Below are 23292 nucleotides of genomic sequence, written 5' to 3' on the forward strand. Positions count from 1 at the left end.
AGTAGGACGTGGAAACCGTGGACGGAATGGGGTCGAGGTCACGAAATGGCAGCAGGGCCCCCGCCGAAGCGGGGGCCCTGCCGGTGAGACGAAGGGGGACGGACTCAGAAGTCCATGCCGCCCATGCCGCCCATGTCGCCACCGGGCATGGCCGGCGCCTTCTCGGGCTTGTCGGCCACGACGGCCTCGGTGGTGAGGAACAGCGCGGCGATCGACGCGGCGTTCTGCAGCGCCGAGCGGGTGACCTTTGCCGGGTCGATGATGCCCTCGGCGATCATGTCGACGTAGTCACCGGTGGCCGCGTTCAGGCCGTGACCGGCCTCGAGGTTCGCGACCTTCTCCGACACGACGCCGCCCTCGAGGCCGGCGTTGACGGCGATCTGCTTCAGCGGGGCCGAGGTCGCGACGCGCACGATGTTCGCGCCGGTGGCCTCGTCGCCGGTCAGGTCGAGCTTGTCGAACGCGGTCGCGGCGGCCTGGACGAGCGCCACGCCACCTCCGGCGACGATGCCCTCCTCGACGGCGGCCTTCGCGTTGCGGACGGCGTCCTCGATGCGGTGCTTGCGCTCCTTGAGCTCGACCTCGGTGGCCGCGCCGACCTTGATGACGGCCACGCCGCCGGCCAGCTTGGCGAGGCGCTCCTGGAGCTTCTCGCGGTCGTAGTCGGAGTCCGACTTCTCGATCTCGGCTCGGATCTGGTTGACCCGGCCCTCGATCTGGCCCTGGTCGCCGGCACCCTCGACGATGGTGGTCTCGTCCTTGGTGATGACGACCTTGCGGGCCTGGCCGAGCAGCTCGATGCCGGCCGACTCCAGCTTGAGGCCGACCTCCTCGGAGATGACCTGGCCACCAGTGAGGATGGCGATGTCCTGCAGCATGGCCTTGCGGCGGTCACCGAAGCCCGGCGCCTTGACGGCGACGGAGCGGAAGGTGCCCTTGATCTTGTTGACGACCAGGGTCGACAGCGCCTCGCCGTCGACGTCCTCGGCGATGATCAGCAGCGGCTTGCCGGACTGCATGACCTTCTCCAGCAGCGGCAGCAGGTCCTTGACCGTCGACACCTTGGAGTTGGCGATGAGGATGTACGGGTCCTCCAGCACGGCCTCCATGCGCTCGAGGTCGGTGGCGAAGTAGGCCGAGATGTAGCCCTTGTCGAACCGCATGCCCTCGGTCAGCTCGAGGTCCAGCCCGAAGGTGTTGGACTCCTCGACGGTGATGACGCCTTCCTTGCCGACCTTGTCCATCGCCTCGGCGATGATCTCGCCAACGGTGGTGTCGGCGGCGGAGATCGACGCGGTGGACGCGATCTGCTCCTTGGTCTCGACGTCCTTGGCCATGGCGAGCAGCTGCTCGGACACGGCGGCGACGGCGGACTCGATGCCGCGCTTGAGACCCATCGGGTTCGCGCCGGCCGCGACGTTGCGCAGACCCTCGCGGACCATGGCCTGGGCCAGGACGGTGGCCGTCGTCGTGCCGTCACCGGCGACGTCGTCGGTCTTCTTGGCGACCTCCTTGACCAGCTCGGCGCCGATCTTCTCGTAGGGGTCCTCCAACTCGATCTCCTTGGCGATCGAGACACCGTCGTTGGTGATCGTGGGGGCGCCCCACTTCTTCTCCAGGACGACGTTGCGGCCCTTGGGGCCGAGGGTGACCTTGACCGCGTCGGCGAGGGTGTTCATACCCCGCTCGAGACCGCGGCGGGCCTCCTCGTTGAAAGCAATCAGCTTCGGCATAACTCTTCGCGATTCCTATCGACGTGAGTCTGGTGGTGTCCCCGGGCGGGCTGCCCGCGACGGACGACCGGCTCCGCCGGCGATCCATTCCCGCCGACCTCGCCGACCTCAGCGTCACCCGGGTCGTGTTGTCACTCTCCAGTCGAGAGTGCCAGCCTCATGTTTAGCACTCGACCCCCGAGAGTGCAAACGTCGTCCCGGAGGTCCGGGACGGCGTCGGCACGGTCGTGCGGTGGCGCGGCGGGGCTACTCGATGAGGCGGACCGGCTCGCCCACGATGCGGGCGGTCCAGGTGGTCGCGTCGGTCACCGTCGCTCCGGGGAAGTTGATCGCCACCCGGAACCAGCAGCCGCCGGTGCTGGAGACCTGGCAGGTGTAGGTGTTGGGGATCGGCACCCGGACCGTCTGCAGCTTGCCGTTGTTGGTCGCCGAGGTGACGTTGTTGACCTTGCAGTTGGTCAACGTCCCGGTCGTGGGGCCGGTGGCCTGGCAGCCGGCGATCGACGTCATCGCCGTGGCACCGAGCTTGGCGTCGCCGGGCGGCAGGATCTGCACGCTGCCCGCGGTCGTGCCGGTCGCCTCACCGACGTCGAAGTAGGTGATGACCAAGGTCTTGTTGGCCGCCGCCGGCACGACCCGCACCAGGTTGAACTGGGTGTTCGCGGAGTCGGCGTTGGCGAAGATGCGCATCTTCTCCCACGGCGCGACCGAGATCGCGCCGGCCGCCGCACCGGTGACGGCACGGACGGCGAACTGGTTGGTGCCGTTGCCGAGCACGGCGGCGTTGTCACCCGCCTGGTTGTAGACGTTCGCGTTGCCGGCCACCGCCCCCGTGGAGTCCAGGGTGTACGACGCGGGCAGCGCGACGTTGCTGCGGACCTGGAGGTAGTAGTCGCCGGCCTGCGTCGGGGTGAACGTGCACAGGTTGACCCACTGGTGGAAGACCCGTGCGACCTCCTCCTGCAGCGCGTTGCCGCTGCCGGCGTTGCGCAGGTTCTTCTCGCGCGGCCCCGTCGTGCTGGTGTACGCGTAGCCGGGCCACTGCTTGGTGCACTGGGCGGGGTTGAGCGCCGGTGCGGTGTACGGGTTGAGGTTGTCCACCGGGCTGCGCACGGTGAACGACGTGATCGTGGGGACCTCGCTGCCGAAGCGCCGGCCCTGGTTGTCGGAGTCGCCCGTGCAGAACATCGTCGCGTTGACGTTGTCGTTCTTGTAGCGGTCGCTGGCGTCGGTCGTGGCGTAGGGGTAGTTGCCGTTGTTGGACGGGGAGATGTTCGCGACCGGGCCGGTCGAGCAGTCGGCGGCCGTCTCGACGTAGGCCGGGTCGTAGATCTGGAGGTTGACCGACTGGCCGACGCCGGCGGGCGCGACCCGGATCAGGTAGATGAACCCGCGCGGGTCGAACTCGTCGTTGGTCGAGCCGCTGCAGCCGTCCTCGCCGCTGCCGCACTTGCGCGCGTCGTACTGCGATCCCTGGTCCTTCCACGTCTCGGGGCCGGTGATCGCGCCCCAGAACTGAGGGTTGGAGCAGTTGGCGTAGGTCGGCACCTTGGTCTGGGAGGTCTGCGGGCCGAGCTGCGCGGAACCGGCGGGCTCGTTGGCGAAGCTGTTGCACGGGCTGCCCATCGGCGCGGGGCCGTTGAAGTCGGCGAGCGCGGAGCGCGCCATGGTCGACTGCGGGATGCCGAACGAGCGCGCGAAGGCGTTCTTGACCGTGGACGACACCGTCACCTTGAGCTGTGTCGGCTTCTCGCCGGCCGTGACCGTCACCGACGAGGTGCCCGAGTTCGGGAAGCCGTTGTCCTCGGCGACCTCGATCGCGCGGGCGCGCGCGGCGTTGAAGTCGTCGGGCATGTAGGTCACACCCGCGGTGGCGGCGGCGTCGGCCGCCGCCTGCACGCGCTGGAGCTCGACGTAGAGGCGGGCCAGGTCGACCGAGGCGGCGCCGAGCGGCAGCGCGATGAACGCGAAGAACATCGCGACGATGATGGCGGTCGCGCCCGCTTCGTCACGGCGCCTGCGCCAGGTGGTGGGGGCTCTCATCTCTGGTCCGATCAGTTGTGCGCGTTGGGGGTGCCCGGCTTGCACCGGTCCTGCTCGAGCGGCTCGAACTTCATGACGGTGCGCTCGGTCATCGTCTTGGCGCCGCCGAGGACGCTGTTCATCAGGCCGGTCATCCAGTTGTGGTTCGCGCGCAGCGCGACCCCGACGGCGTCGGTCTCGTTGAGGCAGGCGTTGACGCTCGCCGACGCCCACGACCCGCTGGAGTAGCGGAAGCGCCCGGTGCCGTTGGCCGTGACGACGCCCGCGTCCCAGACGTACATCACGCAGTTGCTGACGCCCGAGCAGCTGGCGGGGATGGTGGAGCCGCTGCCGGGGTAGCCGGCGCCGTTGGCCTTGTAGACCATCACCCACTGGATGTCGTTGGAGTTCATCGCCATGCCGGCGGTCTGCATCGTGTCGGCCGCGGCCTGGGCGAAGCCGGGCACCGAGGCCGGCGAGCACGGCGGCGGCGAGGCGCTGGCCTCGCAGGTGCCCGGGCCGGCGTCGGCGGCGGCCGCAGCCGAGCGTGCGCCCGCGCGCACGCTGCTGCTCATCGAGATGTTGTCCTTCATGTAGAGGCCCAGCTCGATGGTGCCGAGGAAGAACAGCAGCAGGATCGGGACGGTGAGCGCGAACTCCACGGCGACCGCGCCGCGGTCTTCCCGCCGCCTGGTGAAGAACCTCATCGACCACTCCCTCGTTGTCCGTGCGCCGCTGCAGACGACGTACGACACCTGCTGTCCCAGTCTCCGCGCCCGAGGCGCAGCGCGCCCGACCTTTGCCGAACGCTAGTGACAGCGGATCAAGGATGCGTCAGCACGACGGTCGAGGTGTATAGCCCGAAATGACCATCGACGGGCGCCGGAAGGGGCTACTGGAGGGGCTGCCGGAGGCGAGAGACGACCAGGTCGGCGAAGGGTGCGGCGTTGGCGTCGGAGACGTCGAGGTAGAGGCCCGGCTCGATCAGCTCCAGCTCGCTCACCGCCCACTCCCCGTCCCAGCGCAGCAGGTCGACGCGGAGGTAGTCCATCGGACGGCCGAAGCGGTCGGCCATCGCGGCCGCGGCGCGTAGCGCGAGGTCGGCGACGTCCCCGAGCTCGACGGCGCGCACCCGGCCGCCGAACTCCTCGTTGACCCGTACGTCGCCGTCCCCCGGCAGCTTGTCGAAGCGCTGGGTGAGCCGGCCGTCGAGGACGTAGACCGACGTCTCCCCGTGGGTGCGGATCGACTCGACCAGGGGCTGGACGACCCACGGGCCGCCGACCTCCGGGTAGTCGGGGTGGCTGCGGACCGGCCGCCCCAGCCGCGGGTCGTCCGGGTCGGTGACCACGATCAGCCCGGCTCCTCCGGCGCCCACCCGCGGCTTGACGACGGCGGTGCCGAAGCGCGCCACCGCGTCGACGAGCGCGGGCCGGTCGTCGGCGAGCACCGTGGGGACGGCCGGGAGGTCCCCCAGCTCGGTGAGGTAGCGCTTGTCGTGGTTCCAGGCGAAGACGTCGGCCCCGTTGAGCAGCCGGGACTGGTCGAGCGAAGCGGTCCAGGCGAGGAGCTCGCCGTGTCGGGTCACGTAGTCCCACGTCGAGCGGACGGCGACCAGGTCTGCCGCGGCCCAGTCGACCGACGGGTCGTCCCAGCGCGCCCAGGCGGCGTCCACCCCGCGCGCCGCGAGCGCCGCGTCGAGCGCCGCGGCGCCGGGCTCGCCGTCCGGGAGGTCGGCGCTCGTGGCGAGGAGGACGCTCATCCCCGGTCGCCGGACGGCTGCTCGGCTGGGATCTCTGAGGCCCCGTAGAGCTCGTGGGCGACCGCGTCGCGGTTGGAGCCCTCGCGGTTGTCGCCCTTCTCGATGATCACGAGGTTGTGGTAGCAGTGCACGGCACGGACCCACTGGTCGGTGTAGGTCGGCTCGTAGCCCTCGACGAGGAACTCCTCGTGGTTCAGGCCGTCGACGAGGTCCTTCACCAGGTCCATCGAGGTGCCGGGCGCGCGCGGGTCGAGCTGACCTCCCCACGCGGGCCAGTAGGAGGTCTGGGTGTCCTCGATGCAGTAGATCGCGCCGTCGGGCAGCAGCGGGAAGAGGATCCGGAACGACTCGCGCACGTGGGCCGGGATGTGGCTGCCGTCGTCGATCACGACGAGCGGGGCGCCCTGCTCCTCGATGATGCGGTGCAGGACCTCCGGGTCGGTCTGGTCGCCGTGGTAGGCGTGGACGTGGCCCTTGGTCAGCCACGTCTTGTCCTCGATGTCGAGGCCGACGATCCGTGCCTTGGGGAAGAACCAGCGCCACATCTTCATCGAGGCCCCGCTGCGGCGGCGCTTCTTGTAGCCCCCGATGCCGAGCTCGAGGAGCGTGAACGACTCGCGGCGCAGGTGCTGAAGGTGGCGCTCGTAGTGGGGGGTGTACTTGTGGACGCCCCACTTGTCGGTGCGGAACTCGATCGCCAGCTCGGTCAGGTCGCTGCTCAGCAGCCGGCGCCGGCGCTCGGCCTTCGGGTCGGGCACCTCGGACACCGCCGGCTGCGGGGACGCCTGCATGCGTCCGGCCTTCTCGCCAGCCTTGACGCCGGCCTTCTTGGCAGCCTTCTTGACGGCCTGGCCGGCTCGACGGGCAGTGGTGCGCACCCGCAGACCCTAGCCTGACCCGCCCGCCACCGGCGCGTGGTGCCCGAACGGCACCTCCTCGACCACGCCCAGCGCCGCCAGCACCGACGGCAGCATCGCCTTCGCGGTGCGCTTGTAGCCCTGCGCGCTGGGGTGGAACCGGTCCAGGCTGAACATCTCGTCGGGGTTGGTGATGAAGAACGGACCGACGACGTGGGCCAGGGAGACGACGCGCGCGCCGTGCGCGAGGGCCACCGCCCGCTGGGCCTCCGCGAGCTGGCGCGACGCCCGCGAGCCGAGCGCCCGCAGCGGCTGCGGCACCGGTCGCAGCGCCCCCAGGTCCGGGCACGTGCCCACCACGACCTCGGCACCTCGCGCCCGCAGCGCGTCGACGGTGTCGCCCAGGTGTCGGGCCGAGTCGACGACCGGCACCCGGTGCGTCACGTCGTTGCCGCCGACCACGACGACCGCGACGTGCGGGCGGTACGTCGCCGGCAGCGCGGCGACCTGCGCCGCGAGGTCGCTGCTCTCCGACCCGACGACGGCGACGGTCCGCAGCCGCACCGAACGGCCCAGCCGCTTCGCGACCGACCGCGCGAGCCGGCCGCCCAGCGTCTGCTTGGACTTCTCCGCGCCGAGGCCGGCCGCGATCGAGTCGCCGAGGACCACGAGGTCGACCGGGTCGCCGTAGGACCGGCGCCAGTGCCGGTCGCCCGGGGGCGCCTGCTCGCCCAGCGGCTTCCCGATCTCGCGTCGCGCCCGGGCGGCCTGGTGGTGCAGCAGCCGCCGGACCGCGTACGCCGTCGTCACCACCGTCCCGACGCTCGCCGCCGCGACCGCGGCCCCCAGCGCACCGGCCCCGCGCACGCGCTCCTCCTGCTCCACGCCCCGGTTCAACCATGCGGGGTTGAACGGCCGGTCACCCGTCGGCGACCGGGGGCCGACCAGCACCCCACAGTTGGGTCCACGTACTCAGGACGCGACCTCCGGTCCGCGCCACGCTGGAGCCATGAACGCATCCGTGGACACCGTCCGTCCCGTGCCACCGCGTCAGCTGACCTGGCTGCGCGGCGAGCTGGCCGACTGGACCTCGCAGGGCCTCATCTCCGACGAGCAGGCCGCTCGCATCTCCACCCGCTACCGCCCCGAGTCGCACCACGTCGGCGTCGGTCGCGTGCTGCTCTACCTCGGCGGCGGCTTCGTCGGGATCGGCCTGATCTGGCTGGTGGCGGCAAACCTCGACCAGCTCTCGCCCCTCACCCGCTTCGTCGCCGTCAGCGCGATCTGGCTGGCCTTGCTCGCCGGCGCCGAGGCGCTCGCGGCCCGTCGGACCAGCCCACCGGTCGTCGGCGCCCTCCGGCTGCTGGCGGCCCTCGGCTTCGGCGCCGTGGTGTTCCAGGCCGCCCAGTCGTTGCAGGTGCCGGCCTTCGAACCGCGCCTGCTGGCTGTCTGGGCGGTGGGCGCGCTGCTCCACGGCTACCTCACCCGCGCGTACCTGCCGTTCGTGGTGGGCGTCGCGACCGGGGTGGCGTGGTGGTTCACCCGGCCGCTCTGGGAGGAGCCCTCCGGACTCGCCGTCGTGCTCCTCCTCGGGGCCGGTGCCGTGCTCGCCGCGTCCCTCGCCGTCCTGCACGACACCCGCCTGCCCTCCTTCGCGTGGACCTGGCGCACGGTCGGCGCCGCGATGGCGCTGCTCACCCTCTTCGTGGCCGCGATCCCCGACGTCGGCTCCGGTGACCTCACCTGGAACGCGTGGCTGGTCGCGGCGCTCGCCGCCGCAGGGGCCGCCCTGGTGGCTGCCGCCGTCGTCGACCGCTCCGTGCGACGGCTCCTCGAGCCCGCCGGCGCGGTCGTCGTCCTCGCCGTCGGGACCGGGCTGGCGCTCTGGCAGACCGGGACCGACACGACCACGGTCGACACCTCCGACTGGCTGCACGCCGCCGTGTCGGTGGGCGTCTACGTCGTCCTGGCCGTGGCGCTGGTCGCCCTCGGCACGCTGCGCGACCACACCGCGATCACCTGGATGGCGATGGCCGGGCTCGTGGTCTTCACCACCTTCCAGAGCTTCGCGGTCTTCGCCCCCATCGTCACCGGAGCCTGGCTCTTCGTGGTGCTGGGCACCGTCTTCCTGGGCACCGGCTTCCTGTTCGACCGGGCGCGGCGCGAGCTCACCCAGGCCCTGGACCCCGACACCGACCCCTCCCGAGGAGCAGACCGATGAAGCGCACCGTCACCACCGCCGTCGTGGCCCTGGGCCAGCTCGCCCTCGTCGGGCTCGCCGTGGCCCCCCAGCTCTCCGCCCGGCTCACCGGCGACACCTACGAGCTGCGGGTCGCACCGCTCGACCCGATCGACCCGTTCCGCGGGGCGTACGTCGCCCTCGACTACCCCGACCTGCACCACGGCAGAACGTCCGCCGGCGAGGACCAGGGCATCGGCTCGCTCGACGACGGCGAGTCGGGTGACCTCTACGTCACGCTCCGTCGCGACGCAGACGTCTGGGTCGCCGACGGATGGACGCGCGAGCGCCCCGCCGACGGGCCGTACCTCGCCTGCGACGACCGCACCTGGCAGGTGCGGTGCGGCATCGAGAGCTTCTTCCTGCCCCAGGACGAGGCGGCGCGCACCGAGGACCTGCTCCGCGACGGCGCCGTCGCGGAGGTCAGGATCGACGGGCGCGGCCACGCGGCCGTCGTCGACGTCCAAGCGCCGTGACCGGACCGGTCAGCCCCCGGCGACGGCCGGGATGACCGAGACCTGGCTGCCGTCCGGGGTGGGGGTCTGCAGGTCGTCGAGGAAGCGCACGTCGTCGTTGCCGACGTAGACGTTGACGAAGCGCCGCAGCGCCCCCGCCTCGTCGAGGATGCGCCCCTTGATGCCGGAGTAGTGGGCGTCGAGGTCGTCGAGGACGGCCGCGAGGGTGTCGCCCTCGGCGCTCACCTCGGACTCGCCCCCGGTGTAGGTGCGCAGGATGGTCGGGATCCGTACCGAGACACTCATGCTCGCGATCTTCCTCTCAGAGCACGCCGGACGCCACGAACGCGTCGTAGCTGGGGGCGATGGTGGCGGCGGGGCCGACCCGGTCGGACACGGAGTCGAGGGTCTTGAGGCCGTGGCCGGTGTTGATGACGACCGTCTCGAGCGACGTGTCGAGCTGGCCGGTCTCGACGAGCTTCTTCAGCACGCCGACCGTGGTGCCGCCGGCGGTCTCGGTGAAGATGCCCTCGGTGCGGGCGAGCAGCACGATCGCGTCGCGCACCTCGTCGTCGGTGATGTCCTCGACCGCTCCGCCGGTGCGGCGGCAGACGTCGAGCACGTAGATGCCGTCGGCGGGGTTGCCGATCGCCAGGCTCTTGGCGATGGTGTCCGGCTTGACCGGGCGGATGGCGTCGGTGCCGCCCTTGTAGGCGACCGAGACCGGTGAGCAGCCGGTGGCCTGGGCGCCGAAGACCTTGTAGGGCTTGTCCTCGACGAGGCCGAGCGTGATCAGCTCCTGGAAGGCCTTGTCGACCTTGGTCAGCTGGGAGCCCGACGCGACCGGGATGACGATCTGGTCGGGCAGCCGCCAGCCGAGCTGCTCGGCGATCTCGTAGCCCAGGGTCTTGGAGCCCTCGGCGTAGAACGGGCGGACGTTGACGTTGACGAACGCCCAGCCCTCCTCCTCGCCGGCGATCTCGGAGGCCAGCTTGTTGACGTCGTCGTAGTTGCCGTCGACCGCGACCAGCTTCTCGGTGAAGACGGCCGAGTTGACCTTCTTGGGCGTCTCGAGGTTGCTCGGGATGAAGACCACGGTGGGGATGCCGGCGCGTGCGCCCGCAGCGGCGACCGCGTTGGCGAGGTTGCCGGTGGAGGGGCAGGCGAAGACCTTTGCGTCGAGCTCGCGCGCCGCGCTCAGCGCGCAGGCGACGACGCGGTCCTTGAAGGAGTTGGTCGGGTTGGTCGAGTCGTCCTTGACCCAGAGCTTCTCGAGACCGAGCTCGCGGGCGAGGTTCCTCGCCTCGAGCAGCCGGGTGAAGCCGGGCTCGGTGTTCGGGCTCTGCTCGATGTCGGACGGCACCGGCAGGAGCGCCTTGTAGCGCCAGATGTTGCGAGGCCCGGCGGCGATCTCCTCGCGGGTCACGGCCGGGAAGTCGTAGGCCACCTCCAGGGGCCCGAAGCACTCCGGACAGGCGTACGACGGGCCGAGGGCCACCTCGTGGCCGCACTCCCGGCACGTCAGTGCCCGGGCGTTCCCGAAGGCGCCGTCGCGCAGCGCGTGGGTCGTGGTCTCGTCCAGCAGGGTGCTCATGAAGTCCTCCTCCTCATCTGTCCCGGCGACGATCGCGCGGGTCGGATTTGGCACCTGCTCCCGTGTCTGCCGGACGGGGTCCGGGCAGGAGGCTCACGGGCGGTTGCCGGGACTTCGTCGGGCCGTTCCCTCAGTCCCTCGTGATGAGCAGGACCAACAGTAGGCGCGTGTCTCACGATGTGCACACGAAGTCCGACATCCGAGACCAAGGTCCCGGCGCCACCCGCTGACTCGGCACGAATGTCACTGAACAACGCGCCGAGTCGGCGTGAACGTCACCGGAGAACGCGCCGAGTCGGCGTGAACGTCATGCACTCCGCGACACTCGCGCCGACTCGGCGACCGAACGCGCGACACTCGCGCCGACTCGGCGACCGAACGCGCGACACTCGCGCCGACTCGGCGACCGAACGCGCGACACTCGCGCCGACTCGGCGACCGAACGCGCGACACTCGCGCCGGGTCAGCGGGCGAGGCGGCCGAGCAGCTCGACGACTCCGGCGGGACCGTCGACGACCACGTCGGCGAGGTCGACCAGGTCGGGCTGCTCGGTGGAGGCGGAGCAGACGACGAGTCCGGGGAGGCCGTCGGCGCGGAGGTCGCGGACGGCCTCGAACGCCTCGATGTCGCCGAGGTCGTCGCCACCGAACACCACGCCGGTCGCCTCCTGCTCGGCGACGAAGGTCCGGACCGCCCGGCCCTTGTGCATGTCGCCGGAGCGGACCTCGATGACGTTGCGGCCCGGCTCGAGGGTGAGGTGGTGGCGCTCGGCGAGGTCGGCCAGCGGTTCGCGGATTCGGTCGAGGGCACCGGCGGGGTCGTCCATGCGGCGGGTGTGGACGGCGACGGCCAGCCCCTTCTCCTCGACGAACGCCTCGGCGGCGCCGGCGCGGCGCAGCACCGACGGGAGCTCGCGCTCGAAGGTGGCGAGGCCGGCCGGTGGTCGCGGCGAGCGGATCCGCTGCTCCGTCGCCGACCAGCGCTCGTTGCCGTACTGGCCGAACACGAACAGCTCGGCGCCGCGGTCGAGCATCGCGTTGCCGAGCGCGTCCAGGTCGCCCATCGCGATCGCCTGACGGGCGGGCCGGCCGGTGATCACGGCGACCGCGCGGACCACCTCGGCGAGCTCGAGGAGCGCGCCCGGCGCGCCGGGGTGCAGACGTGCCGACTCGGGGTCGTCGACCACGGGCGACAGGGTGCCGTCGAAGTCCAGTCCCACCACCGTGCCGGCGAGCACCTCGCGCACGGCGTCGTAGTGCTCGCGCGCGGCCGGGGAGGTGAACTCCATGGGATCACCCAACCAGATGCCGGCCGCAGCCACGCACCCGTCCCGCGGAAGGGTCACCCCACGGGGCTGGCCCGTGGACCGGCTGCGGGTCAGCGCGGCGCGTCGGTGGTGAGGATGACGGTGAGTCGGTCGCGCTTCATCACACCGACCGCCGGCATGGTGCGGGTGATGCCGAGGTCGAGCGCCAGCTGCTTGCCGGCGGCCTGCAGGCGCGGCGGGAAGTAGACGGTGGTGGTCGGGATGTTGCCGACCCAGTTGTCCTCCCCCACGACCGACCAGCCGATGTCGGTCGCGCGGGTGGCCGTGGAGGCGGCGAGCCCGCTGATGCCGGAGTTGTTGAACACCTCGACGTAGACCTCGCCGCGGTTGAGCCGCGGCTTCGGCTTCGGCGTCACCGTGTCGGTCGCCTCCGCGGTCGGCTCGGCGCTCGGCGTCTGGTCGGCGCTGGCGATGGTGGCGGTGTCGACCCGGCGCTCGGTGGGCGCCTCGTCACGGGTCGCGACGAAGGTGATCGCGGCCATCGCGACGGCGAGCACCGAGAGCATGACCAGCGGCGAGGGGAAGGCGACGCCGCGCTCGTCGCGCGGTCGGCGGGTGGTGGAGGAGGCGGTGGTGCGGCCCGGACTGGGGAAGGAGGCCATGGGGAAGGAAGCCGATCCGTGAGTGGTGGACAGGTGGGTCGTCAGACCTCGAACCCGAGACGACGGGCCGAGCGCTGCCGCTGGCGAGAGGCTCGCAGCCGGCGCAGCCGACGCACGAGGAGCGGGTCGGCCTCGAGGGCCTCGGGACGGTCGATGAGGGCGTTGAGGACCTGGTAGTAGCGCGTCGAGGACATGTCGAACTTCTCGCGGACGGCCTGTTCCTTGGCGCCCGCGTACTTCCACCAGTGGCGCTCGAACTCGAGGATCTCGCGGTCGCGCTGGCTCAGCCCGGCAGCAGTCTCCTGCCCGGCTGCGATGTGCTTCGCGGCGTCCATGACCAACTCCTTGTCGACCCCACGTCCACCGGAGCAGGTGGACTGGACCCGAGTCTAGGCGACGAACGACAACGATGTCATTCGCCTCCGGCGAGTCGTCTGGACAAAACCGCGGGCGGCCCACGTGGGGGTGACCTGCGCCTCTCGGAACGCGGATAGGGTCGTGGCGTGAGCCACACCCCGCAGGCAGACCTCGTCATCGTCGCCAACCGGCTGCCCGTCGACCGGGTGACGGCGCCCGACGGGTCCGTGTCGTGGCGCACCTCCCCCGGCGGCCTGGTCACGGCGCTCGAGCCGGTGCTGCGAGCCAACGACGGCGCGTGGATCGGGTGGCCGGGCTCGGCCGACGAGGAGGACGTCGAGCCGTTCGTCGAGGACGGCCTCTCGCTCGTCCCGGTCTCGCTGAGCGAGGAGGAGGTCGAGGAGTTCTACGAGGGCTTCTCCAACGGCACCCTGTGGCCGCTCTACCACGACGTCATCGCCAAGCCGGAGTTCCACCGCGAGTGGTGGGAGAGCTACGTCCGGGTCAACGAGCGCTTCGCCGACCGGGCCGCCGAGGTCGCCGCAGAGGGCGCCACGGTCTGGGTCCAGGACTACCAGCTCCAGCTGGTGCCGCAGATGCTGCGCGAGCGACGCCCCGACCTGCGCATCGGCTTCTACCTGCACATCCCGTTCCCGCCCGCCGAGCTCTTCTCGCAGCTGCCGTGGCGCCGCCAGATCCTGGAGGGGCTGCTCGGCGCGGACCTGATCGGCTTCCAGCTCCCGGGCGCCGCCGCCAACTTCGTCCGGCTGGTCCGCAGCCGGGTCGGCCACAAGACCCACCGCGACACCATCTACCTGCCCGACGGCCGCCCGGTGAAGGCCACCGCGTTCCCGATCTCGATCGACACCGCCGGCTTCGAGGAGCTCGCCCGGTCCGAGGGCGTGGAGAAGCGCGCTGCGGAGATCCGCGACGCGCTGGGCAACCCGAAGCGGATCTTCCTCGGCGTCGACCGGCTCGACTACACCAAGGGCATCCACTCGCGGCTGCGCGCGTTCGGCGAGCTGGTCCGCGACGGCAAGCTCGACGTCGAGGACGCGGTGTTCGTGCAGGTGGCGACCCCGTCACGCGAGCGGGTCGAGCAGTACCGCATCCTGCGCGACGACATCGAGCTGCTGGTGGGCCGCATCAACGGCGACCACGGTCGGATCGGCCGCCCGGCCATCTCCTACCTCCACTCCTCCTACCCGCGCGAGGAGATGGCAGCCCTCTACCGCGCCGCCGACGTGATGGTGGTGACGCCGTTCCGCGACGGCATGAACCTCGTCGCCAAGGAGTACGTCGCCTGCCGCCTCGAGGACGACGGCGCGCTGGTGCTGTCGGAGTTCGCCGGCGCCGCGGCCGAGCTGCGCCAGGCCTGGCTGGTGAACCCCTACGACATCGACGGGATGAAGGCCGCCCTGCTCGAGGCGTTCGCGGCGGACGAGAAGGAGACCGGGCGCCGGATGCGCGCCATGCGCAAGACGGTCGTGCAGCACGACGTCGCCCGGTGGGCGCACGACTTCCTCAGCGAGCTCGAGCAGCTGCCGGACCACCACGACAAGACCGTGCGCCGCTCGCGGGCGCGCTGACCCCTCCCCCTGCGGGACAGCTCAGCCCGGCGGCTCCTCGTCGGCGGCGCGGTGGGTCGCGTCCTGCGCCACCATGAGCGCCTCGACCTCCTTGACCAGCCGGGCGCCGAGGCGCGGCCACGAGGGGTCGTAGCCGTAGGCCTCGGCGAGGCCGACGGTCGACCTCGTGCCGTCGACCAGGTCGACGTCACCGGGCCCGATCAGGCCCGGGTGCACGACCCCGACCGCCTCCGAGACCTTCAGCAGGTCGCGGCGCAGCGAGCGCACGTAGTTCGCGACCCGCTCGCTCTTGAGCGTGACGTCGAGGCCGCGGGTGTAGCGCGGGTTCTGCGTGGCCACCCCGACCGGGCAGTGGTCGGTGTGGCACTTCTGCGCCTGGATGCACCCGAGCGCCATCATCGCCTCGCGCCCGACGTTGACCAGGTCGGCCCCCAGCGCGAAGGCCACCACGGCGTTCTCCGGGATCCCGAGCTTGCCGGCGCCGACGAAGACCACGTCGTCGGCGATCCCGGCCTGCGCGAAGCGCCGGTGGACCTCGGAGAACGCGATGCGGAAGGGATAGGCGACGGAGTCGGCGAAGATCATCGGCGCGGCGCCCGTGCCGCCCTCTCCCCCGTCGATGTTGACGAAGTCGACGCCGCGGCCGCCGCGCGCCATCTCCTCGACGAGCTCGTCCCACATCGTGAGGTTGCCGACGGCCGACTTGATGCCCACCGGCAGGCCGGTGGCCGCGGCGACCTCCTCGACGAAGTCGAGCATCGAGTCGACGTCGCCGAAGACCGCGTGGCGGCTCGGCGAGGCGCAGTCGACCCCCTCGGGGATGCCGCGGATCTCGGCGATCTCCCGGCTGACCTTCCCTCCCGGGAGCATCCCGCCCAGGCCCGGCTTCGCACCCTGGCTGAGCTTGACCTCGATCGCGCGCACCGGTGCCGACTGGACCAGGTCGACGAGCCGCGCGAGGTCGAAGCGGCCGCGCTCGTCGCGGCAGCCGAAGTAGGACGTGCCGATCTGGAAGACGATGTCGCCGCCGTGACGGTGGTGGGACGAGAGGGCGCCCTCGCCGGTGTTCTGCAGGCAGCCCGCGGCAGCGGCGCCGCGGTTGAGGGCCTCGACGGCCTTCCCGGACAGCGAGCCGAAGCTCATGCCGGAGATGTTGACCACCGACCCCGGCCGGAAGGCGTGCGTACGCCCGCGGGCGGCGCCGAGCACCTTCGCGCAGGGCAGCCGGATCTCCTCCTGGGCGTGCGGCATCACCGCCGCCCCGGGACCGGTGAAGGTGCGGTGCTTGATGATCGGGTAGCCCTCGACCCGCTCGACGTCGTTGTCGGTGCCGAAACCGAAGTAGTTGTTCTCCAGCTTGGAGCTCGCGTAGACCCAGCTGCGCTGGTCGCGGCTGAAGGGCCGCTCCTCGTCGTTGCTGGTGACGATGTACTGGCGCAGCTCGGGCCCGACGCGCTCGACCAGGAACCTGCCGTGCCCGATGACCGGGAAGTTCCGCAGGATGGCGTGACGGGTCTGCACCAGGTCGTGCACGGCGGTCGCCGCCGCGGCGACGGCCGAGCCGCCCAGGATCGCGTACCTCCACCTCATGGGACGTTCCTAGCCGTCCGGGGTGGGGTTGTCGAGGATCAGGCGAGCTCGCCGCGCGCGATGCTCACACCCGAGTGGGTGGGGTCGCCGTCGTCGGGCTCCACGGAGATGTCGAGGATGCGGTAGCCCTCGTCGATCAGCCGGCGCGGCACCTCGAACGTCCCGTCGTCGCCTCGGGGCAGGAAGCCGAGGGCGACCATCCGCTTGCCGTCGAGGTTGATCAGCCAGACCTCGTGGTAGCCCTGTTCGCCACCGAGCTCGCGGGCGCGGACCGACACCCGGACGACGTCGTCGGGGGCGTCGAAGGCCTCCACGTCCCCGCGGGGCGCGTCGCTGTCGAGCGCGGTCAGCGCCGCGCTGGCGACGACCGCCCCGGGGGGATCGGGGTCCGGCTCGGGTGCGGCGGCCGGGTCGTCGGCGGTCCAGCGTCCGAGGCCCAGCCCGGCGACGAGCCCGATGACCGCGGCGGCCGTCGCGAGCCACAGGGGCACGGACGTACGCCGGCGCAGCGGCACGGGGGCGGACGGCGCCGTCGGCAGCGCACCGTCGGCGAGCGCCTCGGCGAGCACCCGCTCGCGCAGGTCGGCAGGGGCGGCGACCAGCGGGTCGGCCCCGGTGGCAGCACGGGTGGAGCGGAGCGCGTCCAGGGCCGCACCGCACTCGGGGCACGTGCTGACGTGGGCGTGCACCGACGCGCGGACCGCGTCGGGCTCGAGGACGAGGTCGGCCAGGGTGTCGGGGTCAGCGTGAGCCATGGCGCACCTCCTCGAGGACGCGGTGGAGCTGGGCGAGGCCGCGGCGCAGGTGGCTCTTCACGGTGCCGAGCGGCAGCCCGGTCGTCGCGGCGATGTCGGAGTGGGGTCGGTCGTGCCAGAAGGCGAGGAGCAGGACCGTGCGGCGGGGCTCGTCCATCTCGTCGACGAGCTGGCGCACGACGAGCCGCTCGGCGAGCGCGGAGTCGGTGGCGACGGACTCGTCGGGCGTGGTGACGGCGGCGACCGCGTGGACCTTGCGGGCGTCCCGCGCACGGGCCGCGCGGGCGTCGGCGACCTTGTGGCGCGCGATGCCGACGAGCCAGGCGGGGAAGGTGCTGGGGCCAGGGGTGATCGTGGCCCGGCTGCGCCAGGCGGCCACGAAGACCTGCTGGGTGACGTCCTCGGCGTCGTGGGGGTCACCGAGGGCGCGGACCGCGAAGGTGTGGACCAGGCCGGACCAGCGGTCGAAGACCGCGCCGAGCGCGGCCTCGTCGCCGTCGCGGAAGCGCAGCGCGAGGGCCTCGACCGACTCCTCGGGCGCCTCCTCGAGGACTGTTGCTCCCACCACGGCACCACCGTAGCGGTGGCCCGACCGGGTGGGGAGCCTGACGACGGTCATCGCGCTCCCCTCCCGGTCCGGCCTCGTGCCGGTCCTGCTGGACGTGCTGGACGGTGCAGCCCGGGGCCCGCACGGGCCCCGGGCGCGACCTCACAGGTCGACCGACCTCAGAGGTCGAAGGGGCGCAGCACGCGGTCGATGCCGTGCGCGATCTGCTTGTTGCCCTTGTTGAGGTCGAGCGCCTTGAGGATCGCCTGCGGGTCCTCGGCGTTCTTGTCGCGGTCCTTGAGGGTGACCGAGACCTTCGGCTTCATCTTGACCTTGACCTTGATCTTGCTGCCCTCGGCGGTGGTGAGCTTGGCGCCGTTGGCCTTGAGCACCTTCGCGCTGGTGAGGGTCTTGCCCGGGATGACGTGGTAGAGCAGGACCTGCTCGATCGCGTCGACGCCGGCCGCGGCGACGAGGGTGTCGAAGATCTTCTTCTCGCTGCGGATCTTCGTGCCGGTGAGGTCCTGGGCCAGCTTGCGGAAGGCCTGGTCGGTGGGCGCGAAGACGGTGAGGCGCTTGGAGCCGTCGGTGACGAGGGCGACCGGCGAGTCCGGCTTGGCCGTGACCACGGCCAGCGCGGCCTGCGTCAGGATGTCGAAGTCGTTCTTGTCCTTGTCGAACTCGTCGTTGTCCGACAGCAGCAGGCCGGCGAGGCTGTCCTCGCCGGCGGCCTTCTGCGTGGCGGGCGCGGCGTTCGCAGCGGGAGCGGTCGCCTGCACGGCACCGAGCGCGAGGGCCGAGGCCGCGAGCAGAGCGGGTACGCGTCGCTTCATGGTGGGGGTCCTTCCGTCGGGGGCGCCGTCCGCGCCCGTCACCCCCTTCTCGGACGACGACCCCGCCCCGGATGCACCTACCCGTAGATTTCTTCCATGGACCTCATCCCGAAGCCCGACCAGCTGGTCTCGGCGGCGGGCAACGTCGCCCACTCCCTGCTCTACGGCGGCGTCGCGGACCTGCGGCCGATGCCGCGGACCCTCATCGACGACGGCGAGCTGCGGGAGGTCTACCACTACCGCCCGGACCGCGACGTCGCGCCGACCGGCGACCCGGTCCTGCTGGTCACCCCGCTCGCCGCGCCGTCGCTGTGTTTCGACCTGCGCCGCGGCTGCTCGCTCGTCGAGCACCTCGTCGGCCTCGGTCGGCCCACCTACCTCGTGGAGTACGGCCAGGTGTCGTTCCGCAACCGCTCGCTCGGGATGGAGCACTGGGTCGACGAGGTGCTGCCCGAGGCGGTCCGCGCCGTCCACGATCACTCGGGCGGGCGTCCGGTCCACCTGGTCGGCTGGAGCCTGGGCGGCATCTTCGCCCTGCTCGTCGCCGCCGACCGCCAGGACCTGCCGATTGCGTCGCTGACCGTGGTCGGCTCCCCGGTCGACGTCACCAAGGTGCCGCTGGTGGCGCCGGTCCGCCCACTGCTCAACCTCACCCAGGGCCGGGGCGCGATCACCCGGGCCTACCGCGCGCTCGGCGGCGTCCCGACCCCGCTGGTGAACTGGGCCTTCACCGCGGCCTCGGCCCAGAAGGTCGTCACCAAGCCGCTCGCGGTGCTCACGCACCTCGACGACACCGACTACCTCGCGCAGATGGAGGCGGTCACCCGGTTCATGAACAGCATGACCGCCTACCCGGGGCGCACGTTCGGCCAGCTCTACCACCGCTTCGTCAAGGGCAACGCGCTCGCGCGCGGCCGGATGGAGATCGGGGACCGTACCGTCGACCTCGCCGACGTCGACGTCCCGGTCCTGGTGTTCGCCGGCAACACCGACGGGATCGCCCCGCTGCCCGCCGTACGCGCCGTGGTGCCGCTGCTGGCCGGGTCGCCGGAGGTCCGGTTCGAGGTGGTGCCCGGCGGCCACCTCGGGATGCTCACCGGGCGGGCCGCCCGCACGACCACGTGGACCGCGGTCGACGCGTGGGTCGCGCAGTGGTCGGCCGCCGCGACCGCGAGGAAGGCCGTGAAGAAGGCCCCTGCCAGGAAGGCGGCAGCGAAGAAGACCGCTGCCAGGAAGACCGCCGCCAAGAAGATCGCCGCCACGAAGACCGCCACCACGAAGACCGCCACCACGAAGACCGCCGCCAAGAAGGCGCCGGCCAAGAAGGCGCCGGCCAAGAAGGCGTCTGCTGCCACCATCGGGTCCAACCCGTCGCGCCGCTACGGCTCAGGTGGGTCGCGGGCACTCGGCCAGCGGTGATCCGACCGCACGGGCACGGCCGGGCCTAGAGTGCGGGCCATGCGCGCCACGGGGACGACACCGACCGGTGTGCCCGGCACCTCGCTGCCGCGCTCGGTGCGGATCGGCTACGGCAGCGGCTCGGTCGCGACGGGCGCCTTCGGCACCGTTCCCGGCCTGATGCTGCTGCCCTACCTGACCGACGAGCTCGGCATCGCGGCCCTCTGGGCGGGCGTGATCGTCTTCCTGCCGAAGGCGTGGGACGTCGTGCTCAACCCGGTCGCGGGTCGGGTGAGCGACCGCACCGTGGATGCGGCCGGTCCCCGGCGCCCGTGGCTGTTGCGGGCCGGCATCATGCTGGCCGGCGCCTTCGCCCTGATCTTCGCGGCGCCCGACCTGGGCAGTGCCGCGCTGGAGGCCGGATGGGTGCTGGTCTTCTTCGTGCTGGCCGCGTCAGCGTACGCGTTCTTCCAGGTGCCGTACGTCGCGATGCCGGCGGAGATGACCTCGTCCTACGACGAGCGCACGCGGGTGATGACGTGGCGGGTGGCGATCCTCGCCTTCACGATCATGCTCGCGGGCGCGACCGCGCCGGTGATCCGCGACGCCGTGGGCGGCCGCGACGGCTACCGCGTGATGGGCGTGGTGATGGCCGCGATCATCGTCGTCGGCGTGCTCAGCGCCTGGTGGGGCACCCGGGACGCGCCGGTCGGCGCGGTCGCGGCCGGGGCGGGCTCGCTGCGCGAGCAGCTGCGCGTGGTCGGGCAGGCCCGCGACTTCAGGGTCCTGCTGACCACCTTCGTCGTGCAGGCACTCGCCACCGGCTGCATGCTCGCCGGGGTCGACTACCTCGCCGGCGACGTGCTCGGCAGCACCGGCGCGTCGACCGTGCTCTTCGTCTGCTTCGTCGGCCCGGCGCTGCTGCTGACGCCCGCGTGGGCCGCCCTCGGCACCCGCATCGGCAAGCGCCGCGGCTACGTCATCGCCTCCGTCGTCCTGGCGACCGGGGCGCTGCTCGCCGCCACCGCGCGGGTGGCCCCTCCCGCGGTGGTCTTTGCCGCGACCGCCCTCGTCGGCGTCGGCTACGCCGGCTGCCAGGTCTTCCCGATGGCGATGCTGCCCGACGCCGCCGCCGTCGACTCCGCCCGGACCGGTGAGAACCGGACCGGGGTCTACACCGGCGTCTGGACCGCCGGCGAGACCCTGGGCCTCGCGCTCGGCCCGGCGGTCTTCGCCATCGTGCTCGCCCTCGGCGGCTACCTCTCCAGCGAGGGCCGGGAGCTCGACCAGCCCGACTCGGCGCTGACCGCGATCACCCTCGGCTTCTCGGTGCTGCCGGCCGCACTGACCCTGCTCAGCCTGTGGTGGCTGCGCCAGTACACGCTCGACGCCGCCGCGGTGGCGGCCGCGGAAGGAGCCCTCGATGGATGACGACCCGAGCCGGACCAGCCCCCTGGAGCGGCTGCGGGCGCTCCAGGGCGCCGACCTCCCGGTCCACGGTGGCCGCACGCTCGCCTACGTCTACGACTCGGGCGAGCCCGAGGTCGACCGGGTCGCCCGCGAGGCGGTGGCCGCGTACGCCGCGTCGAACGCGCTCGACCCCACCGCGTTCCCGTCGCTGCTGCAGATGGAGAACGAGCTGGTCGGGTTCACCTGCGACCTCCTCGACGCGCCCGGCTCCGCGGTCGGCACGGTCACCTCGGGCGGGACCGAGTCGATCCTGCTGGCCGTGCAGGGGGCGCGGGACAGCCGGCCCGACGTGGCCCGACCCCGGATGGTGCTGCCCGCCACGGCCCACGCCGCCTTCCACAAGGCCGCTCACTACTTCGGCGTCGAGGCCGTGCTCGTGCCGGTCGGTGCCGACTTCCGCGCTGACCCGCAGGCGATGGCCGCCGCGATCGACGACGACACCGTGCTGGTCGTCGTGAGCGCACCGTCGTACGCCCACGGCGTGGTCGACCCGGTCGGCGAGGTGGCCGCGGCGGCGGCCGCGCGCGGGGTGCGCTGCCACGTCGACGCCTGCATCGGCGGCTGGGTGCTGCCCTACGCCGCCCGGCTCGGGCGCGCGGTGCCGGCGTGGACGTTCGCGGTCGAGGGCGTCACCTCGATCTCGGTCGACACCCACAAGTACGCCTACGCCCCCAAGGGGACGTCGGTCCTCGTGCACCGCGACGCCGGCCTCCGCCGACCGCAGTTCTTCGCCTCGGCGGCGTGGCCCGGATACACGATGCTCAACGCCACCACCCAGTCCACCCGGTCCGGCGGTCCGGTCGCCGGCACGTGGGCCGTGGTCCAGGAGATCGGCGACGAGGGCTACCTCCGCCTCGCCGGTCGGGCGCTCGACGCCGTCGACGCGATCGTGGGGATGGTCGAGGACGAGCCGGCGCTCCGGCTGGTCGTCACGCCCGACTCCACGCTGGTGACGCTGGCCACCGACGCGTCCTGCGACCCGTTCACGCTGACCGACGAGCTGGTGGCCCGCGGGTGGTACGTCCAGCCGCAGCTGTCCTTCGGCGGCGACGGACCGACGGTCCACCTGTCGGTGAGCGCCGGCACGCTCGCGCACGTCGACGAGCTGCGCACCGCGCTGCGGGAGTCAGTCGCGGCAGCGCAGGCCGCCGGCCCGGTGGCCGTCGACCCCGGCGTGGTCGCGTTCATCGAGGCCCTGGACCCGGCGTCGCTCGGCGACGACGACTTCGACGGCCTGCTCGCGGCGTCCGGCCTCGTCGGGGCGTCCGCCGACGGGGGGCTCGAGCTGCCCACCCGGATGGCCGAGGTCAACGCGATGCTCGACGTCGCCTCCCCGGCGATGCGCGAGGCGCTGCTGGTGGCGTTCCTCGACCGGTTGCAGCGCCCCGCGCGAGGGGAGGTCTGATGGGCGCGCTCGCGGGCCTCGTGGAGAAGGGGCGTGTGGCGCCCGACTGGGCCGAGGCGCTGGCGCCGGTCGACGAGCAGATCGCCGCGATGGGCCGGTTCCTGCGCGACGAGGAAGCCGCCGGTCGCGGCTACCAGCCGTCCGCCGACCGGGTGTTCCGCGCCTTCGAGCGCCCGCTCGCCGACGTACGCGTCCTGGTCGTGGGCCAGGACCCCTACCCGAACCCCTCGCACCCGATCGGGCTCAGCTTCGCCGTCGAGCGGCACGTCTGGCCGCTGCCGCCGAGCCTGCTGAACATCTACGTCGAGCTGCGCGACGACCTCGGGATCGTCCCGCCGAAGCACGGCGACCTCTCGGCGTGGGCCGACCAGGGCGTGATGCTGCTCAACCGCGCGCTGACCGTGCGGCCCGGCGACTCCAACAGCCACCAGGGCAAGGGCTGGGAGGCCGTCACCGAGCGCGCGATCACGGCGCTCGCCGCGCGCGGCGGACCTCTGGTCGCGGTGCTGTGGGGGCGGCACGCCCAGTCGCTCAAGCCGCTGCTGGGATCGGTGCCGACGGTCGAGTCGGTCCACCCCTCCCCGCTCAGCGCGCGACGCGGGTTCTTCGGCTCCCAGCCGTTCAGCACGGCGAACCGGCTGCTCGAGGAGCAGGGAGCGGCGCCGGTCGACTGGACGCTGCCGGCGTACGACGACGTCCCCGAGCGTCCGGCCCCGCGGCGGTAGTCCAGTGGCCAACGGTCGTCGAGACGACGTGC

The 23292-nt window shown here is 72.2% G+C and carries 22 protein-coding genes and 1 riboswitch; of the genes, 7 read left to right on the forward strand and 15 right to left on the reverse strand.

Annotation, left to right across the window (positions count from 1 at the left end; genetic code table 11):
* Nucleotides 1-104: 104 nt before the first annotated feature.
* The 6 genes from groL to KDN32_RS16935 all read right to left on the reverse strand — a co-directional run bounded on the left by groL (nt 105) and on the right by KDN32_RS16935 (nt 7259).
* Complete coding sequence (gene groL / locus KDN32_RS16910) at nt 105-1733, reverse strand: chaperonin GroEL (RefSeq protein WP_211733429.1); 1629 nt, start codon at nt 1731-1733, stop codon at nt 105-107.
* A gap of 246 nt (nt 1734-1979) precedes the next feature.
* Nucleotides 1980-3776: a pilus assembly protein TadG-related protein gene (locus KDN32_RS16915; RefSeq protein ID WP_211733430.1), complete on the reverse strand. Its 1797-nt coding sequence runs from the start codon at nt 3774-3776 to the stop codon at nt 1980-1982.
* Nucleotides 3777-3787: 11 nt separating this feature from the next.
* Nucleotides 3788-4462, reverse strand: coding sequence for a TadE family protein (locus KDN32_RS16920; protein WP_211733431.1), 675 nt, complete (start codon nt 4460-4462; stop codon nt 3788-3790).
* 185 nt (nt 4463-4647) lie between these two features.
* Nucleotides 4648-5517 carry an ATP-grasp domain-containing protein gene (locus KDN32_RS16925; protein WP_211733432.1) on the reverse strand — a complete coding sequence of 290 codons (870 nt, stop codon included), beginning with the start codon at nt 5515-5517 and terminating at the stop codon, nt 4648-4650.
* Nucleotides 5514-6395 carry a hypothetical protein gene (locus tag KDN32_RS16930; protein WP_211733433.1) on the reverse strand — a complete coding sequence of 294 codons (882 nt, stop codon included), beginning with the start codon at nt 6393-6395 and terminating at the stop codon, nt 5514-5516. Before KDN32_RS16930 ends, KDN32_RS16925 begins: the two co-directional genes overlap by 4 nt.
* Nucleotides 6396-6404: 9 nt before the next feature.
* Nucleotides 6405-7259 carry an SGNH/GDSL hydrolase family protein gene (locus KDN32_RS16935; RefSeq protein WP_307854179.1) on the reverse strand — a complete coding sequence of 285 codons (855 nt, stop codon included), beginning with the start codon at nt 7257-7259 and terminating at the stop codon, nt 6405-6407.
* A 124-nt stretch (nt 7260-7383) separates the two neighbouring features.
* Here KDN32_RS16935 and KDN32_RS16940 point away from each other — a divergent pair, with 124 nt between their 5' ends.
* Nucleotides 7384-8595: a DUF2157 domain-containing protein gene (locus tag KDN32_RS16940; protein ID WP_211733434.1), complete on the forward strand. Its 1212-nt coding sequence runs from the start codon at nt 7384-7386 to the stop codon at nt 8593-8595.
* Nucleotides 8592-9089: a GDYXXLXY domain-containing protein gene (locus KDN32_RS16945; protein ID WP_211733435.1), complete on the forward strand. Its 498-nt coding sequence runs from the start codon at nt 8592-8594 to the stop codon at nt 9087-9089. The genes KDN32_RS16940 and KDN32_RS16945 overlap by 4 nt, the downstream gene beginning before the upstream one ends.
* Nucleotides 9090-9098: 9 nt before the next feature.
* On the opposite strand, the gene KDN32_RS16950 is transcribed toward KDN32_RS16945, so the two are convergent.
* The 5 genes from KDN32_RS16950 to napA all read right to left on the reverse strand — a co-directional run bounded on the left by KDN32_RS16950 (nt 9099) and on the right by napA (nt 12926).
* The gene (locus KDN32_RS16950) at nt 9099-9374 is read right to left on the reverse strand and encodes a MoaD/ThiS family protein (RefSeq protein WP_211733436.1); all 276 of its coding nucleotides are present in this window, start codon (nt 9372-9374) and stop codon (nt 9099-9101) included.
* A 16-nt stretch (nt 9375-9390) separates the two neighbouring features.
* Nucleotides 9391-10662: a threonine synthase gene (gene thrC, locus KDN32_RS16955; RefSeq protein ID WP_211733437.1), complete on the reverse strand. Its 1272-nt coding sequence runs from the start codon at nt 10660-10662 to the stop codon at nt 9391-9393.
* A gap of 10 nt (nt 10663-10672) precedes the next feature.
* Nucleotides 10673-10812: riboswitch (SAM riboswitch) on the reverse strand.
* Nucleotides 10813-11125: 313 nt separating this feature from the next.
* The gene (otsB, locus tag KDN32_RS16960) at nt 11126-11950 is read right to left on the reverse strand and encodes a trehalose-phosphatase (RefSeq protein ID WP_211733438.1); all 825 of its coding nucleotides are present in this window, start codon (nt 11948-11950) and stop codon (nt 11126-11128) included.
* An 89-nt stretch (nt 11951-12039) separates the two neighbouring features.
* Complete coding sequence (locus KDN32_RS16965) at nt 12040-12591, reverse strand: LytR C-terminal domain-containing protein (protein ID WP_211733439.1); 552 nt, start codon at nt 12589-12591, stop codon at nt 12040-12042.
* 41 nt (nt 12592-12632) lie between these two features.
* The gene (gene napA, locus KDN32_RS16970) at nt 12633-12926 is read right to left on the reverse strand and encodes a nucleoid-associated protein NapA (protein ID WP_211733440.1); all 294 of its coding nucleotides are present in this window, start codon (nt 12924-12926) and stop codon (nt 12633-12635) included.
* 168 nt (nt 12927-13094) lie between these two features.
* Here napA and KDN32_RS16975 point away from each other — a divergent pair, with 168 nt between their 5' ends.
* Nucleotides 13095-14537: an alpha,alpha-trehalose-phosphate synthase (UDP-forming) gene (locus KDN32_RS16975; RefSeq protein ID WP_211733441.1), complete on the forward strand. Its 1443-nt coding sequence runs from the start codon at nt 13095-13097 to the stop codon at nt 14535-14537.
* 21 nt (nt 14538-14558) lie between these two features.
* Here the strand turns inward: KDN32_RS16975 and KDN32_RS16980 are convergent, their stop codons facing one another.
* From KDN32_RS16980 to KDN32_RS16995, 4 genes are all read right to left on the reverse strand, one after another.
* Entirely contained in the window at nt 14559-16127 is a 1569-nt protein-coding gene (locus KDN32_RS16980) for an FMN-binding glutamate synthase family protein (RefSeq protein WP_211733442.1), read from the reverse strand.
* A 38-nt stretch (nt 16128-16165) separates the two neighbouring features.
* A complete protein-coding gene (locus tag KDN32_RS16985; protein ID WP_211733443.1) occupies nt 16166-16882 on the reverse strand; it encodes an anti-sigma factor in 717 nt (238 codons plus the stop codon).
* A complete protein-coding gene (locus tag KDN32_RS16990) occupies nt 16869-17501 on the reverse strand; it encodes an RNA polymerase sigma factor (RefSeq protein WP_211733444.1) in 633 nt (210 codons plus the stop codon). Before KDN32_RS16990 ends, KDN32_RS16985 begins: the two co-directional genes overlap by 14 nt.
* Before the next feature lie 107 nt (nt 17502-17608).
* Nucleotides 17609-18262, reverse strand: coding sequence for a fasciclin domain-containing protein (locus tag KDN32_RS16995; protein WP_211733445.1), 654 nt, complete (start codon nt 18260-18262; stop codon nt 17609-17611).
* Between the two features lie 96 nt (nt 18263-18358).
* Between KDN32_RS16995 and KDN32_RS17000 the strand changes: the two genes are divergently transcribed.
* The 4 genes from KDN32_RS17000 to KDN32_RS17015 are packed head-to-tail and all read left to right on the forward strand — an operon-like array spanning nt 18359 to nt 23260.
* Nucleotides 18359-19681: an alpha/beta fold hydrolase gene (locus KDN32_RS17000; RefSeq protein ID WP_211733446.1), complete on the forward strand. Its 1323-nt coding sequence runs from the start codon at nt 18359-18361 to the stop codon at nt 19679-19681.
* Between the two features lie 39 nt (nt 19682-19720).
* Nucleotides 19721-21091, forward strand: coding sequence for an MFS transporter (locus KDN32_RS17005; RefSeq protein WP_249217247.1), 1371 nt, complete (start codon nt 19721-19723; stop codon nt 21089-21091).
* Nucleotides 21084-22535 (forward strand): pyridoxal phosphate-dependent decarboxylase family protein, encoded by a 1452-nt coding sequence (locus tag KDN32_RS17010; RefSeq protein WP_211733447.1) that lies wholly within the window; start codon nt 21084-21086, stop codon nt 22533-22535. The genes KDN32_RS17005 and KDN32_RS17010 overlap by 8 nt, the downstream gene beginning before the upstream one ends.
* Nucleotides 22535-23260: a uracil-DNA glycosylase gene (locus KDN32_RS17015; RefSeq protein WP_211733448.1), complete on the forward strand. Its 726-nt coding sequence runs from the start codon at nt 22535-22537 to the stop codon at nt 23258-23260. The genes KDN32_RS17010 and KDN32_RS17015 overlap by 1 nt, the downstream gene beginning before the upstream one ends.
* The last annotated feature ends 32 nt before the right edge of the window (nt 23261-23292 follow it).

Origin of the sequence: Nocardioides palaemonis, from assembly GCF_018275325.1 — a bacterium.
GTDB classification, from domain to species: domain Bacteria; phylum Actinomycetota; class Actinomycetes; order Propionibacteriales; family Nocardioidaceae; genus Nocardioides; species Nocardioides palaemonis.

Excerpts from the sequence above, each read along its gene's own strand:
- groL (WP_211733429.1), bottom strand. The coding sequence starts at position 1,733 with ATGCCGAAGCTGATTGCTTTCAACGAGGAGGCCCGCCGCGGTCTCGAG.
- KDN32_RS16915 (WP_211733430.1), bottom strand. The coding sequence starts at position 3,776 with ATGAGAGCCCCCACCACCTGGCGCAGGCGCCGTGACGAAGCGGGCGCG.
- KDN32_RS16920 (WP_211733431.1), bottom strand. The coding sequence starts at position 4,462 with ATGAGGTTCTTCACCAGGCGGCGGGAAGACCGCGGCGCGGTCGCCGTG.
- KDN32_RS16925 (WP_211733432.1), bottom strand. The coding sequence starts at position 5,517 with ATGAGCGTCCTCCTCGCCACGAGCGCCGACCTCCCGGACGGCGAGCCC.
- KDN32_RS16940 (WP_211733434.1), top strand. The coding sequence starts at position 7,384 with ATGAACGCATCCGTGGACACCGTCCGTCCCGTGCCACCGCGTCAGCTG.
- KDN32_RS16945 (WP_211733435.1), top strand. The coding sequence starts at position 8,592 with ATGAAGCGCACCGTCACCACCGCCGTCGTGGCCCTGGGCCAGCTCGCC.
- KDN32_RS16950 (WP_211733436.1), bottom strand. The coding sequence starts at position 9,374 with ATGAGTGTCTCGGTACGGATCCCGACCATCCTGCGCACCTACACCGGG.
- thrC (WP_211733437.1), bottom strand. The coding sequence starts at position 10,662 with ATGAGCACCCTGCTGGACGAGACCACGACCCACGCGCTGCGCGACGGC.
- otsB (WP_211733438.1), bottom strand. The coding sequence starts at position 11,950 with ATGGAGTTCACCTCCCCGGCCGCGCGCGAGCACTACGACGCCGTGCGC.
- KDN32_RS16965 (WP_211733439.1), bottom strand. The coding sequence starts at position 12,591 with ATGGCCTCCTTCCCCAGTCCGGGCCGCACCACCGCCTCCTCCACCACC.
- napA (WP_211733440.1), bottom strand. The coding sequence starts at position 12,926 with ATGGACGCCGCGAAGCACATCGCAGCCGGGCAGGAGACTGCTGCCGGG.
- KDN32_RS16980 (WP_211733442.1), bottom strand. The coding sequence starts at position 16,127 with ATGAGGTGGAGGTACGCGATCCTGGGCGGCTCGGCCGTCGCCGCGGCG.
- KDN32_RS16985 (WP_211733443.1), bottom strand. The coding sequence starts at position 16,882 with ATGGCTCACGCTGACCCCGACACCCTGGCCGACCTCGTCCTCGAGCCC.
- KDN32_RS16990 (WP_211733444.1), bottom strand. The coding sequence starts at position 17,501 with ATGACCGTCGTCAGGCTCCCCACCCGGTCGGGCCACCGCTACGGTGGT.
- KDN32_RS16995 (WP_211733445.1), bottom strand. The coding sequence starts at position 18,262 with ATGAAGCGACGCGTACCCGCTCTGCTCGCGGCCTCGGCCCTCGCGCTC.
- KDN32_RS17000 (WP_211733446.1), top strand. The coding sequence starts at position 18,359 with ATGGACCTCATCCCGAAGCCCGACCAGCTGGTCTCGGCGGCGGGCAAC.
- KDN32_RS17005 (WP_249217247.1), top strand. The coding sequence starts at position 19,721 with ATGCGCGCCACGGGGACGACACCGACCGGTGTGCCCGGCACCTCGCTG.
- KDN32_RS17010 (WP_211733447.1), top strand. The coding sequence starts at position 21,084 with ATGGATGACGACCCGAGCCGGACCAGCCCCCTGGAGCGGCTGCGGGCG.
- KDN32_RS17015 (WP_211733448.1), top strand. The coding sequence starts at position 22,535 with ATGGGCGCGCTCGCGGGCCTCGTGGAGAAGGGGCGTGTGGCGCCCGAC.